The sequence below is a fragment of the Chryseobacterium foetidum genome (assembly GCF_025457425.1).
Classification (GTDB): Bacteria; Bacteroidota; Bacteroidia; order Flavobacteriales; family Weeksellaceae; genus Chryseobacterium; species Chryseobacterium foetidum.
This window is the reverse complement of record NZ_JAMXIA010000001.1, coordinates 2,294,498-2,308,780: the sequence shown is the minus strand read 5'-3', so window position 1 is coordinate 2,308,780 and position 14,283 is coordinate 2,294,498. Positions and strand designations below refer to the sequence as shown.

Genomic DNA, 14,283 nt, shown 5'->3' with positions numbered 1-14,283 from the left:
TAATTAAATCAATGAAAGTAGCTGTAGTAGGTTCAACAGGAATGGTTGGACAAGTGATGCTTAAAGTTCTCGAAGAGAGAAATTTCCCTGTAACTGAATTAATTCCGGTAGCTTCGGAAAGATCTATTGGTAAACAGGTGAAGTATAAACAGGTAGATTACACTATCGTAAGCATCGACGACGCTATAGCTGCCAAACCTGATATCGCGATTTTCTCTGCAGGTGGCGACACTTCTTTAGAGTACGCTCCAAAATTTGCCGAAGCCGGAATTACCGTAATCGACAATTCTTCTGCATGGAGAATGGATCCTACCAAGAAATTAGTCGTTCCCGAGATCAATGCTGATGTATTGACAAAGGAAGATAAGATTATTGCCAACCCAAACTGTTCAACAATCCAGTTGGTAATGGTTTTGGGGCCTTTAAATAAAAAATACGATCTTAAAAGAGTCATCGTTTCTACTTATCAATCGGTAACAGGAACGGGTAAAGCTGCTGTAGACCAGCTGAACGGAGAAATTGAAGGCAACGATTCTGTAGCTAAAGTTTATCCTTACCAAATCTTCAAAAACGCATTGCCTCATTGCGATGTATTTTCAGATGATGATTACACGAAAGAGGAGATTAAACTAATGAAAGAGCCTAAGAAAATTTTAGGTGACGACACATTCAATTTAACAGCAACTGCAGTAAGAGTTCCGGTTCAGGGAGGTCATTCTGAAAGTGTGAATATCGAATTTGAAAACGAATTTGATTTGGATGAAGTAAGAAAAATCTTATCTGAAACACCTGGTGTAGTTGTAATGGACAATGTAAAAAACAACGAATACCCAATGCCGCTCTACTCAGAAGGAAAAGATGAAGTTTTCGTCGGAAGAATCCGCAGAGACGCATCGCAGCCGAAAACGCTCAACTGCTGGATCGTAGCAGACAACCTCCGAAAAGGAGCTGCTACCAACGCAGTGCAGATCGCAGAATACCTTGTTGCAAACAACTTAGTATAAGCTAACAAAAAAGAATCTCTGTTGAGATTCTTTTTGCTTTTGGCTTCTGGCATTTGACTCTTAGCTTCTTACGTACAAAACATCTTGTAAAAGTCCCAAAGGGACGACCTAACAAAGGATAGGATAAAATCCTATCAAACACACCAACAACAAAGGACCGGATGCAATCCTGTTACAAAGCACCCAACAGGTAGAATATAGCAAATGAAGAATTCAAGATTGAAGAAATGACAACTATAAACAACAACAAAGACAAAATAGGCTTCCAGAAACTCATCGCGGTTTTTGGGATTGTACTTTTTGTCGGAAAAATCATTGCTTGGAAACTCACTGATTCCGACGCCGTTTTTTCTGATGCAATGGAAAGCATCGTGAATGTCATCAGTGCCTTCATGGGACTGTATTCCCTGTATTTAGCTTCAAAACCGAAAGACGAAGATCATCCTTACGGCCATGGAAAAGTAGAGTTCGTTACCGCAGGAATTGAGGGCGCCCTCATCGCCATTGCCGGAATCATGATCATCTACGAAGGCATCAACAGTCTGGTGACCGGCAGAATTCTGAAGAGCATCGACTGGGGAATCGCCATCATCGCTGCCACGGCTGTCATCAACTATATTTTAGGATATATTTCCATTAAAAAAGGTGAAAAAGAAAATTCACTTGTATTAATTTCATCCGGAAAGCATTTGCAGTCCGATACGATTACGACTTTGGGCGTGGTCATCAGTTTGGTCATCGTTTATTTTACCAAAAATTACTGGATCGATTCTGTAGTTGCCCTGATATTCGGCTTTTACATCATTTTCGTAGGCTACAAAATTGTGAGAAAATCTCTGAGCGGGATTATGGATGAACAAAATCCTGAACTTCTCCAAAACATCATCGACCTTCTGGAAAAAAACAGACATACCGAATGGATCGACATTCACAACATGAAAATCCAGCAGTTTGGTTCGTCACTTCACATCGATGCGCACATCACCCTTCCCTATTATTACAGCCTTCGGGAAGCCCATCAGGAGATGGAAAAAGTAATTCTTCTCCTAGCCAAAAACACAAAAAGAACTGTTGAATTCAATTTTCACATGGATGACTGCAAAACCATTTCCTGTCCGGTTTGTCAGATCTTCGACTGCCCTGTACGGGAATTACCTTTCGTTCAGCGCGTAAAATGGACGCCGGAAAACGTCACAAGCGTGGACAAACATACTATTTAATTAAAAACATTTCAATCAAGTCAAATTTTGTAGAGATTTTTTTAGGAGCTATTTCCAGCTCTCCGCTCATACTCCTCGCGCCTTCCCTCTCCACCGCTGAGGCCCATCAACTCCCCAACGCCTGCTGTGGGGTATCCGCTGCGATCTGGGCTAGGAACACGGAAGTACTTTTTTACACTATTTACCCTGAGTTCGGGAAAACAGAAATTCTACCATTCAAGATAAGAACATTTCATCCCGAGCCTGTCGAAAGAAATCCATGTAATATGAAACGGAATATTACGCTTTAGCCAAAATTTGTTTTCTGTAATAGAACAAAGGAATAATCAAAAGTAAAATCAAAGGCTGAATCACAAACCTTCTGATGTAAAAAGAAAAAAGATAGCCGATTTCAAACCTGTCTGAAACACAATACAGATAAATCGGAAAAGTAATGGCGAAAATAATCGTGATCAAAATCGCTCCCTGAACCGTCCAGCTTTTATTCTTAAATATAAAATGAATGATAATGCAGGATGAAATAAGATTTAAAATAAATCTGAAGAGATGACTTAAAATCAATTTAGTCCATTCGAAATCGGGAAACTTCGCATTTTTTGTAGCGTCGTGAAAGTAATTCAGAAAAGGATCATAGAACAGTGAATCTTCAAAAATTCTGACAGAAACAATCCCTGCAATTCCTATTAAAACAAAAAACCAGTTTAAAACTTTCATTTCTTTAGAGCAAAAAATTTAATCCAAACCAGCCAAAGAATCACTACAGAACCATATATAATTGCTGGAAAAACATAATCATGCCCAATCTTGCTGTACTGCGGATGATCTCTCACCACAATATTCAGTCCCACAATTCTCAAAACATTCATTATGTACAGAAAAACAAAACCTTCCAGTGTAAAAACAAATGTCTTCGCACCTTTATAAAATGCAAATACGAACGCCATAAACAAAATGATTACTGAAATCGCATTGCAACCTTCCACCATTCTGCTTACATATTTTTCTTTTACATAAAACCAGACCTGTTCATTCGGCACATCATTATACAAAAGTGTAGCATACCCAAGTTTATTTTGCAGAAAAGCCGCCTGATTGGCAACCATTCGGGAATAAGGATCAAGACCTTCCGCCTGAAAACTGTTCAGATAAAACTGATACGTCAAAATAAACACCACATAAATAATGATGAAACGCAGCAGAATACCGAGTACAGGTTTAAAGTCCTTTAGCATAGCACAAAGATAAAATATTCGGCGGTAAATCGTTATATTTGTTACCTTATTATGACTCAGGAACAAGCAAAATATTTTTTCGAAAACCATTTCGGCCAGCCCGCAGATGACTTTACAGTTTTAGCTCAAAGCGGTTCCGCAAGAGTGAATTTCAAGGCTTCAAATGCCGACGGAGACTACATTATTACCTTCAACGAAAATCTTAGGGAAAACGAAGCGTTTCTGTATTTTTCTGAGATTTTTCAGAATTTAAATTTAAATACTCCTAAGATTTTTGCCGTTTCGGATGACCGAAGGCTCTACATTCAGGAATTTTTAGGAACAAAAACCTTCTCCGACATCATCGCCGAAGAAGGCCTTTCGGAAAGAGTACAAAGTTTGGTAAAGCAAACGCTTCAAAAGCTTTTTGAACTTCAAATTAAAACTGAAGACAAGATTGATTACTCTCAAACTTTTGAGTACGAAAGCTACGATGAACTTCCTGTAATGCACGATCTCTATTATTTCAAAAACTTCATCGCAGACGTTCTTGATTTGGAATATCACAAGTCAACCTTGCTGAAAGAATTTAAGGAAATTACAAAACTTATCGGAAATCTTGAGCCAAACGGTTTGATGATTCGTGATTTTCAGGCAAGAAATATTATGGTGAATGATGCAGGTCAGGTTTCATTTATTGATTACCAGTCTGCCATGAAAGGACCTTTGATGTACGATGTTATTTCATTTTTATTTCAGGCAAAAGCTAATTTCCCTGAGAATTTTAAAAATGAAATGCTTGATTTCTACATCAACCAATTTGAAAATGAAGAAACAAAATTTCAACTAAAGAATTCGGTAAAACCCATTCAGCTGATGAGATTTTTACAGGTTTTGGGCGCTTACGGGTTAAGAGGATTGGTTCAGAGAAAATCACACTTTATCTCCAGCTTAGAAAAAGGAATTCAAAACATCACCGAATTCTCAGAAAACTGGGACGAAATGAAAAATTACCCTGAGTTGAAAAATGTAGTTACACAACTCAGTTCTGAAAAGACAAGGTTACAAATTGATGGAATTTTGAAACATTAAGAGAATTAAATTTTTAAGTTTTTTTAAGGGAAATCTAACGATTTATTAAGCTTTGGAATTTTCTGTTAATAATATTTTATAAAAACAAATGACGAAAAAAGAGGTAACACAATTATCTTACGAAATTACAGGTTATGCAATAAAAGTTCATAAATCATTAGGTGCGGGACTTCTTGAAAGCATTTATGAAAAATGTTTAGTGCATGAGCTGCTTAGAAACGGTTATGATGTAAAGCAGCAAGTGCGCGTTCCTATTATTTATGAAGATATAATAATTGATGCAGATTTGAAAGTTGACCTTTTGATCAATGATTGTATCGTGGTGCAATTGAAAGCTGTAGAGGAGATTTTAGCAATACATGAAGCACAATTACTGACTTACATGAAGATTTTGAAGAAGCCACAAGGTCTCCTGATAAACTTCTTTACAAATAATATCACTAAATCATTGAGACCATTCGTAAATGAATATTTTAAAACATTACCTGATTAACAGTGCCTTAATTTAGATTTATCTAAATCTTAAGAAAACTTAAAAACTAAAATAACTTAATGTTTCAACATAAAAATTTAGAAATATGCTACACATAGACATTCACAGTTTTTCATACAAAAAGGGTGGAATTCCCAAAGACGACAGCGGTAACGGCGGAGGTTTTACCTTCGATTGCCGCGGAATTTTAAACCCCGGAAGAGTGGAAGAATATAAAATCCAAACCGGCAATGACATCGGCGTTCAGGAATATCTGGAAACAAAAACAGACATGCCTAAATTTCTTGAGCTGGTAAAAAGCATGGTTTCTATCAACATCGACAATTATTTAGGGAGAGGTTTTGAAAATCTACAAATTAATTTCGGATGCACCGGAGGACAGCACAGATCGGTATATTCTGCCATAAAAATTGCTCACTTTATCGAAGAAAAATATGGCGAACAGGTAGAAATCAGCCTGCACCACGACGAGCAGCATCAACTAAATAATAAATGATGATTGATAATTTATGAATGATCATGCAGAACTTTCAATATCAATTATCAATCATCACTTATCAATCATAAAATGAAGGTACTTATTTTTGCAGCTGGGAAAGGCACCCGCTTGAAACCTTTTACAGATCATCATCCAAAGGCTCTGGCGAAGGTGAATGATGTTCCGATTTTGGAAAGGAATATTAAATATTTACAGAGTTTTGGTATTAACGATTTTGTAATCAACGTTCATCATTTTGGAAATCAGATTGTTGATTTTTTAAAAGCAAATAATAATTTCAATGCTAAAATTGAGATTTCGGACGAGTCTGAAGAACTTCTCGAAACCGGCGGTGGATTGGTCTTTGCCAAAAGATTTTTAGACCACGGCGAAGATTTTATTATTATGAATGCAGACATCCTTACAGAAATCAACATCAATGATTTGGTAGAATACCACAAAAAGATGAAAGATTTTGCTACTTTAGCGGTATCAGATCGGGAGAGTTCAAGAAAATTATTCTTTAATGATGATTTTGTGTTGAGAGGATGGCTTAATGTACAGACAGGCGAACAGCGTCTTGCTGAATTTAACAAAGGCTTTAAGCCGTTTGCATTCAGCGGAGTTCATTGTATTAATCCAGTGATTTTTAACAAGATAAAAAGGAAAGGCAAATTTTCTGTAATGGAGGAATATCTCGACTTGATGCATACAGAACAGATCCACGGATTTTTACATGACAGTATTTTAATCGATGTCGGCAGACCGGAATCTGTAATCGAAGCTGAAAAATATTTTAAATAAAAAAATTCATTTCTCACGTAAAGTGTTTGATATAAAGTGAGTTTGGCTGAAAAAAAAAAGAATTTTAATTATAATTTGAGACAAAATAAATGGGAATTGAAGGAAGCAGGGATGAAAGTTTACAAAACCCTGAATTTGATATTAACGAAACAAAACTGCACAACAGCCTGAAAGATAAAACTTGGGACGAAACCATTACCAAAGACAGCTGGATGGTTTTCAAGGTGATGGCAGAGTTTGTGAATGGCTACGAAAAAATGGCAAAAATAGGACCCTGTGTTTCTATTTTTGGTTCTGCAAGACTGCAGCCGGAAAGCAAATATTATAATATGGCAGTTGAAATTGCCGAAAAGATTACCAAAATTGGCTTTGGAGTAATTACCGGTGGCGGTCCGGGAATTATGGAAGCAGGAAATAAAGGAGCTTTCAACGCTCAGGGAAAATCGATCGGTTTGAATATCGATTTGCCTTTTGAGCAACATTTCAATCCGTACATCAATAAAATGTATTCTCTGAATTTTGATTATTTCTTTGTGAGAAAAGTGATGTTCATCAAATATTCACAGGGATTTATTGTGATGCCTGGAGGTTTTGGAACTTTGGATGAACTTACTGAAGCTTTAACTTTAATCCAAACCAATAAGATCGGGAAATTTCCAATTGTTTTGGTTGGTTCCGAATTTTGGGGTGGCTTATTAGACTGGTTTAAAGAAACTTTACTGAAAGAAAAAATGATTTCTGAGCCCGATCTCGATCTTTACCGCGTGGTAGATACTGCTGACGAGGCTGTTGCGCATATAAAAGCTTTTTACGACAAGTATTCGGTGAACGTAAACTTCTGATTGGCACATAATTTGAGATTTTAATCCGAACACAAATGATTGAAAAAAAGATCAACTGAAATGAGAAAAATTTTATATTTAACAGCAGTTTTAGCGTTGGTTTCTCTGATGAGTTTTACAGTTTTTGACTTTTACTCTTCAATGACCAAAGCAGATTATATCGAAGGCAGTAAAACTTTAAAATTTACCTCAAAAATAAATACCGGTCACATTTCTGATGCCATAAAAATCAACAGAAACACCGCCGGATTTGAAGCTGAAGTAAAGAAATATGTGAATAACAATTTCGATGTGTACGTCAACGGATCGCCAAAAACGCTCACTTTCACAGGGAGCCAGGTGAGCGGAGAAACAGTTTGGGTGTATTTTGAAGCCAATGGAATTTCGGATGTAAATACACTTAAAATAAAAAATACAATCTTACTCGGAGCATTTCCGAAACAGATCAATCTGGTCAACATCGCCTACAAAGGAAGTCAGAAAACAATGAATTTCCAGCGAGGCAAAGAAGTTAACGAAGTTGATTTCTAAATTTAATTATCCCTTTACAACTATAAAACCATTGAATATTCAGTGGTTTTTTTGTTTTTTAAAATTGATTTAAAAAGATTAAAAATCATTAGAAGAAAATTTGCAAAACTCCGCAGAAGCGAAACTTTTGCAGCGGAATTACTATTACATTAATTTCACCTGGCTTTGGATAACGGAGGTTCTGCAATTCAATGGGAATACCTTTAGCCTGTTTGTTTTGAAGAAATATATTTAAGGCTTCAACCGAACTATATCTTACAGTTTATCTAAATCCTTTTAATGAAATTTAAACAAACTCAGAATCTCTCGTGCATTGTCAAAAATAAAAAGGAATCATTCTTTCAAACGATTCCTTTTAGTATTTTAAATCTTTGCTGGATTACAAAGCCTGAATGTTATCCAACTGAATTGTAGTAGATGCAGTAGCTGCGTTACCTGAATATTCAAAAATGATAAATCCGTTTCCTGTAAGCGATGCAGGAATATCATACGTACCGGCAGGAGCCAATGTTCCGTATCCACCTGCTGGAGCCTGAGGAATTGTAAACGCAGAAGTAATATCTGTTTTTGTAGCTGTAGCGATATTACCAAGTGGAGTGTAGTTTGTTGAAGTATAAACTTTCAATACATTCGCATTCCAGAATCCAACATTTACGTTAAATTTAAACTGGCTTGCCGCAGTAAAGTCGATAGGCACTGCAAAATACGTAATGTAATTACCTGAACCTCCATTTGCTCCCAGCTGAATATATTTATTGTTGCTGAAAGTCTTCAATTGCCAGTAACGGTTACCTTTAGTAGGATCGTTTACATATTTAGGGTAAACTTCTAAATTTGTAGGCGTTAAAGAATAGCTTTCAAAATTTTCAAGGAATGCACCTAAATAAGCAATCTGAGTACCTCCTTTCGGTGGAGCCGGATCTACTCTTGTCGCAGTAAAATTAAGATCAGCAGAATTTCTGATCAGCATTTGCCATGTGGAGTTGTACTTGCTTACCACAAAAGTTGCAGAACCACTTCCTGTAGGCAGTTTTGATGAACCCTGAGCAAAGAAACCAGAGTTTCTGATTGCAACAGTGTTTCCGAATGCATCTTCTATCGTTCTGTCTGTATCTACACCTGCACCTGCAACATAATCAATAAAGTTTTTTATAGTTGGCTCCAGTTCACCATCTGCAAACTGAGATGCAGGAACTTTTACCAACATATTCAGATACTGATCATTTTTCGCGGCAGCAAGGTTTGGTAATTCCAATGGTTTGATTGTAGCTACTTCAAGACCGTTTCCGTTACAAACACCTGCAATATATTTGCTTAAGAGTGATGCCGGAATTCTACCTACCGTAAAACTTGGATCTACAGAACCTATTTTCACTGTACCTCTGTCTAACGCCAATCTTAAACCTTTTGCACTGATTCTCACGTGTGCACCTACAGGAAAATCTGCATAGTTGCTCGCTCTGTCAACTTCCATTTGAATTGCGGCTGTTGGGTTTTCAGGTTTATCCTGAATAGAAATTGTTTTGTAGAAATTTCCACTTTCGTCAGAAGAAACTACGTAACCGTCAAAGATTTTTTCATCCTCAATTAATTTAAAACCTGTAGATGGCGTAAGAGCTTTAAAATCTGCCAAAGTAGTATTGGTGGCAGGAAATCTGTTTTCGCAATTGATTGGCGGAGTTTCCCACTCGTCTTTTTGTGTACAAGAAGTAACAGCAATTGCAGACAATGCAACTCCTGTTACCAGGCTTAAGTATTTTTTTATATTCATTGTAGTAATTTTTAAGATAATTAATGTTAGAATCTAAACTGTAAATTTACAAAATATGATCTTCCCTGAGTGTACCAGAATTTTGGTGCAAACAAAGTATATTCTCTGCTGAAATCTTCCTGATAAGTATTGAATTTGGCATTTCTTACCTGCTCAAATCCTCCTGTAATATATTTCGTATTGTCGAAAACGTTATTTACTGAAGCTGAAATAAGCACATAATATTTACCGATAATCCAGGATTTCCCTGCGTTCACATTAAAGAAATGAGCTGAAGGCAATTTGTTTGGTCTTAAAACATCTCTCAGTTGTTCATCTGTCAAACCATAAAAAGGCGTTCCGGAAGTATTGTTCTGAACGAATGATTCTGTACGTACCAAAGCCGCCGGATCAATATAATTATCATCAAGGAAATTCCAGTTGGCACCAATCCAGTAATATTTAGGTGAATTGTATCTTAAACCTAATGAATAAGCCTGTTGCGGAGTTCCGCCCTGTCTGTAATTCTTAATGTAAGACTTGCCTAAATTGGTGTAAGAAAGCCCGTTTGAGAATGCACCCACTGCATCAGATGCGAAATAGGTTGTAGGATTGTTCTGATAAGTGTATTCGCCATAACTTGCAACACCCTGTACAGATAATGTTGGTAAAACTTTCACATCAATACCAAATTCCCCACCCATATTTCGTCTTTTCACATCAGTCATTACCTGAGTTACAAAAGCACTCTGAACATTCGTAGCATTTCCGTCTGCATCTACACCGGCTAAAGGAAGACCGTCTGCAAAGAACCTCTGAACGGTTGTTTCGTTTTCAGTATTAACCAAGAAACCTGTAAGTCTCATTTTTACAAAAGGTGTAGCTACTACATAACTCAAATCGTTAGCATTTACTACTGTACTCTTGATATTTGGAGCTACCGAACCATTTACTCTTGGGTTGAAGAACAAATCTTCCAGGAAAGGCGCCTGATTGTACATTGCACCGTTGTAAACGAAGAAGTTCCTACCATTCATTCTGTAGATAGCCTGGGCTTTCAAACCAAAATTCAGGAAGTTGTAGTTTTTACCTTTTCCGTAAGAATCATTATACAGGTAATGTTTGAAAAGGCCTTCTCTGCTTGAAGATGAGTATCCTGCCATCGCAGAAACAAAAACATCAAATTTTCCTGTAGTAAATTTAAAACCAGGATTCACCTTAAATTCCTGTCTTCTGAAAATATAATCGTAGGTCATTTTATCACCTACTTTTTTAGTAACGTTATCGTCCAGTTCATTAAACAATCCAGATTTTCCCGGCTGGTTTGTTGCTGCAAAAGGATCTCTGTTTAAAACGAAATCTGCACCTAAAAGATCATTTACTTCTCTATATTGCTGAGTGCGGTAATTCTGATAAGATACATTTAAGATAAGTTTTGAAGTATCATTAAAATTATGCGTCAGGTGAGTCGCAGCATTAAAAATTTTATCATCACTTACATCATTCACCATGTAATATAAAGCTCTTTTACCAGATTGACCATAATAGTTGCCCACCGGCTGAGACATATTTCTTCTGTAAAGTCTATCCCAATTAAGCTGTGTAGTATTCGCATCACCATTTTGCCAAGCCGCTAATGATGTCTGAAAAGCTTCCTGAGCTGTAGTTTGGCTTCCGTCCGGATTCGTAACTGAAGCATCAGGATTTAAGAAATCGTAATAACTCGGAAGATTTCTGTAATATGTTGGTGAAGGATTCTGAACATTTTGCCAGTCTAAACGTGAACCTTTATCTTTTCCGAACTGGTAAGAAACTGAAGTCCACAAATTGGTTTTAGGATTGATTTTCCAGAAATCCTGAATTTGAAAAATCGGCTGGAAACCTCTTCTCACTCTTTCACTTCTCTGCTCACCATTCTGATAACCCCAATAAGAGTTGTAGTGTACACCTCTGTAGTCATAAACTTCCTGTGTACTTGGGCTTGAAGTAGATCTTCTGTAAGGTGCAGCGATGAAGTTGAAAGTCATCGTATGCTTATCATTAAACTTCTTTTCAATTCCCAGATAAGCTCCGTAGGCATCGTAGAAAGTACCTTCCTGAATTCCTTCTTCTGCCCATCTTCTTGCTCCCATAATTGTGAAAGCCCAACCTTTTTTGCTCATCCCCGAAGTATATCTCAAAGAAAAACGGTTTCTGTAATTTCTGTTGGTAATAGAATAAGTTCCCTGGAAGCCTTTTCTGTATTCGCTTGCTTTGGTATTCTTGTAAATTACAGAAGAATTTCCACCGAAGGCATATTCTGAAGGAGCGTGATTCTGAGAAATCTCAGGGTATCTTGTAATCTCGTTAAGACCACCCCAGTTTCCGAAATCAACGTTTCCGTTATCAGATTTTACCATAGAAACACCATTCAGCATATTTTCTCCCATTCTGCCGTCAATCCCTCTTGGTCTGAACCAGTAGAAACCTAAGTCAAAAGAAGCTATTCTGCTGAATACATCCTGCGAAGACTGTAAAAGTCCTACAGTAGATGCCTGGCTGTTTGAATCTTCATCGTCATCACTGTCGATGATCGCCAATCCCTGATCTGCACTGGTAAGCGCAGAACCAAGAACCACTACACCTAAATCCTTTCTTTTTTCATCGCTGGTAACATCAAAATCCACTACCTTGGTTTCGTAGTTAGGCTTTGTGATCACCATCTGATAGTGTCCCGGCTGAAGATCTACAAACTGAAAATATCCAATCTTGTCTGCCGTTACATCATTTTCGCTCCCTTTAAGATCTACTTCCGCTCTTTCGACGGGCTTACCATCGGCATCTTTCAGATATGCATAGACTGTAGTCTGCGCATAATAGTAAGATGCGGGAAGTAAAGTAAATAAAGAGACTAATGATAGTTTTTTAAACATGTATATACTTTTTTAATACTTTCTAGCTTATTCTCAAGAAGTTAAAAACTTTTGGGGGCACAAATTTAATTAAATTATTTATTTAAAAATTATTTTAATGTTACTTTTTCTTAACATAGTTAAATTTTAATAATACAGTATACCTTGTCATAAAAATTTGAGATATAAATTTACAAATATTTAAAACGCAGTGTTTTAAAATAATTTAAATTTGCACATTAATTAAACGTAATATCAGAAATGAAAAAGTCATTGAGCATACTGATGCTTGTAATTACAACATGGAGTTTTGCACAGCAGGGAAAGCTTAGAAAAGTTGCGACAGTAGGATTTTTAAACGTAGAAAATCTTTGGGACACCATAAAATCTGCGGATTATATAGACGGAACGAAAGATATAAAAAACCCTGCTTTTCATCGCAGCATCCCTTTAGACAGTATAAAATTTCTTGAATCAGAAAAATATGAAGGCGTTTGGAATGACGAGTCCCTGAAAGGCAAAAAAGCTGTTCGCTATCAAAGCGGAGCAGACGAATTTACGCCATCAAGCGGCAAAAATTACAATACAAAAGTCTACAGGCAGAAACTGGCTAACGAAGCAAAAGTAATCTCCGAAATGGGCGCACTATACACCAAAACAGCTCCGGCAGTTGTTGGCCTTATCGAGGTAGAAAACCGTCAGGTCATAGAAGATTTGGTAAAACATCCTACTTTAGCCAAATATGATTACGGAATAGTGCATTACAATTCTTACGACTACAGAGGTATTGATGTCGCACTGATTTATCAGAAAAAAAGATTTAAGGTAACCAACTCACTCAAGAAAGAACTTAAAGTTTTTAATGAAGAAGGGAAAAGAGAATATACAAGAGATATTTTGGTGGTAAGCGGGCTTTTAGACAACGAAAAAATCACTGTTTTTATGAATCACTGGCCTTCAAGAAGAGGCGGTGAGGCAGCCTCTCTACCAAAAAGAATTGCAGCAGCACAGTTGCTCAAAAAGCAGATGGACAGTGTACGTGCAGCAGATCCAACCGTAAAATTATTTGCAATGGGTGACTTTAACGACGACCCTGTAAGTTCAAGTTTAAAAAATCACCTGAAAGCACAGGCAAATCCAAAAGATCTTAGTGAGACAACACCATACCTCAATTTGATGTATCCACTGTACAAAAAAGGAGTTGCATCTTTGGCGTATCAGGATGCTCCAAACCTGTTTGATCAGATCATTGTTTCGCAAAATGTCACTTCAAAAGAGGTTACCAAAGAATACTCTGTTTACAAAGCAGAGGTGTTTGCACCGCCTTATTTAGTTAACAAAGAAGGAAATTACCGTGGCTACCCATTCCGCTCATGGAATGGTGATCAGTTTACAGGAGGTTACAGCGATCACTTTCCTGCTTTCGTGGTTTTGCAGAAAGAACCGTAACGAAAATTTAACCTACAGCATTAAAGGCACTCTAATTGGAGTGCCTTACTTATTTAAAAACATGTACAAATGAAAAACTTACTTATAATATTCGCCCTCACACTTTTTCCGACGTTTCATTACGCTCAGAACAAGCCACAGAAGAGCGAAGAAGAAGCGGTGATGAAACCGGAAAAAAATGACGATGGAGAATGGGAACTTACAGTCATAGACACGCAGTACGATTACTTTCTCAATGCAATTGCCCAACCTATTTCGCAGTATTCTGAAAGCTACCTGAAAAACAGAAACACCTTCCTCGTTACAGAATGGAACTCCTACTTCACATCAGGACGCTACAGAAACGTTATAGAATCATCAATACAATACGATCCCACAGAAAAGTACGGTATCAAATTCGAGTACAGACTCTATCAGGTTTTCGCTTATGTCCAATGGAAATACGGTTTAAAAATGAGTGGCTTGGGAGCAAGAGACTCAACAAGATTTTAAAAATTAAAATGAGATCTTTTAGGAGC

The 14,283-nt window shown here is 37.0% G+C and carries 14 protein-coding genes; 10 read left to right on the top strand and 4 right to left on the bottom strand.

Annotation, left to right across the window (positions count from 1 at the left end):
* Positions 1-11: 11 nt before the first annotated feature.
* The gene (locus NG809_RS10920) at positions 12-1,004 is read left to right on the top strand and encodes an aspartate-semialdehyde dehydrogenase (protein ID WP_262150576.1); all 993 of its coding nucleotides are present in this window, start codon (positions 12-14) and stop codon (positions 1,002-1,004) included.
* Positions 1,005-1,231: 227 nt separating this feature from the next.
* The gene (locus NG809_RS10915; protein ID WP_262150574.1) at positions 1,232-2,224 is read left to right on the top strand and encodes a cation diffusion facilitator family transporter; all 993 of its coding nucleotides are present in this window, start codon (positions 1,232-1,234) and stop codon (positions 2,222-2,224) included.
* A gap of 279 nt (positions 2,225-2,503) precedes the next feature.
* On the opposite strand, the gene NG809_RS10910 is transcribed toward NG809_RS10915, so the two are convergent.
* Both NG809_RS10910 and xrtF read right to left on the bottom strand, forming a co-directional pair.
* The gene (locus NG809_RS10910) at positions 2,504-2,938 is read right to left on the bottom strand and encodes an exosortase F system-associated membrane protein (protein WP_262150572.1); all 435 of its coding nucleotides are present in this window, start codon (positions 2,936-2,938) and stop codon (positions 2,504-2,506) included.
* Entirely contained in the window at positions 2,935-3,456 is a 522-nt protein-coding gene (gene xrtF / locus NG809_RS10905) for an exosortase family protein XrtF (protein ID WP_262150570.1), read from the bottom strand. The genes NG809_RS10910 and xrtF overlap by 4 nt, the downstream gene beginning before the upstream one ends.
* A gap of 51 nt (positions 3,457-3,507) precedes the next feature.
* Here xrtF and NG809_RS10900 point away from each other — a divergent pair, with 51 nt between their 5' ends.
* From NG809_RS10900 to NG809_RS10875, 6 genes are all read left to right on the top strand, one after another.
* Positions 3,508-4,527, top strand: coding sequence for an aminoglycoside phosphotransferase family protein (locus tag NG809_RS10900; protein WP_262150569.1), 1,020 nt, complete (start codon positions 3,508-3,510; stop codon positions 4,525-4,527).
* 88 nt (positions 4,528-4,615) lie between these two features.
* Positions 4,616-5,020: a GxxExxY protein gene (locus tag NG809_RS10895; RefSeq protein ID WP_262150567.1), complete on the top strand. Its 405-nt coding sequence runs from the start codon at positions 4,616-4,618 to the stop codon at positions 5,018-5,020.
* Positions 5,021-5,105: 85 nt separating this feature from the next.
* On the top strand, positions 5,106-5,516 hold the full coding sequence (locus tag NG809_RS10890; protein ID WP_262150565.1) for a RapZ C-terminal domain-containing protein: 411 nt from the start codon (positions 5,106-5,108) through the stop codon (positions 5,514-5,516).
* A gap of 72 nt (positions 5,517-5,588) precedes the next feature.
* Positions 5,589-6,302: a nucleotidyltransferase family protein gene (locus tag NG809_RS10885; RefSeq protein ID WP_262150564.1), complete on the top strand. Its 714-nt coding sequence runs from the start codon at positions 5,589-5,591 to the stop codon at positions 6,300-6,302.
* Between the two features lie 89 nt (positions 6,303-6,391).
* Positions 6,392-7,144 carry an LOG family protein gene (locus NG809_RS10880; protein ID WP_262150562.1) on the top strand — a complete coding sequence of 251 codons (753 nt, stop codon included), beginning with the start codon at positions 6,392-6,394 and terminating at the stop codon, positions 7,142-7,144.
* A gap of 60 nt (positions 7,145-7,204) precedes the next feature.
* Entirely contained in the window at positions 7,205-7,675 is a 471-nt protein-coding gene (locus NG809_RS10875) for a DUF6702 family protein (protein WP_262150560.1), read from the top strand.
* A gap of 379 nt (positions 7,676-8,054) precedes the next feature.
* On the opposite strand, the gene NG809_RS10870 is transcribed toward NG809_RS10875, so the two are convergent.
* Entirely contained in the window at positions 8,055-9,446 is a 1,392-nt protein-coding gene (locus NG809_RS10870) for a DUF5689 domain-containing protein (protein WP_262150557.1), read from the bottom strand.
* A 26-nt stretch (positions 9,447-9,472) separates the two neighbouring features.
* Complete coding sequence (locus tag NG809_RS10865; RefSeq protein WP_262150555.1) at positions 9,473-12,337, bottom strand: carboxypeptidase-like regulatory domain-containing protein; 2,865 nt, start codon at positions 12,335-12,337, stop codon at positions 9,473-9,475.
* A gap of 240 nt (positions 12,338-12,577) precedes the next feature.
* Between NG809_RS10865 and NG809_RS10860 the strand changes: the two genes are divergently transcribed.
* A complete protein-coding gene (locus NG809_RS10860; RefSeq protein ID WP_262150553.1) occupies positions 12,578-13,765 on the top strand; it encodes an endonuclease/exonuclease/phosphatase family protein in 1,188 nt (395 codons plus the stop codon).
* 69 nt (positions 13,766-13,834) lie between these two features.
* Entirely contained in the window at positions 13,835-14,257 is a 423-nt protein-coding gene (locus NG809_RS10855) for a DUF6146 family protein (protein WP_262150552.1), read from the top strand.
* The last annotated feature ends 26 nt before the right edge of the window (positions 14,258-14,283 follow it).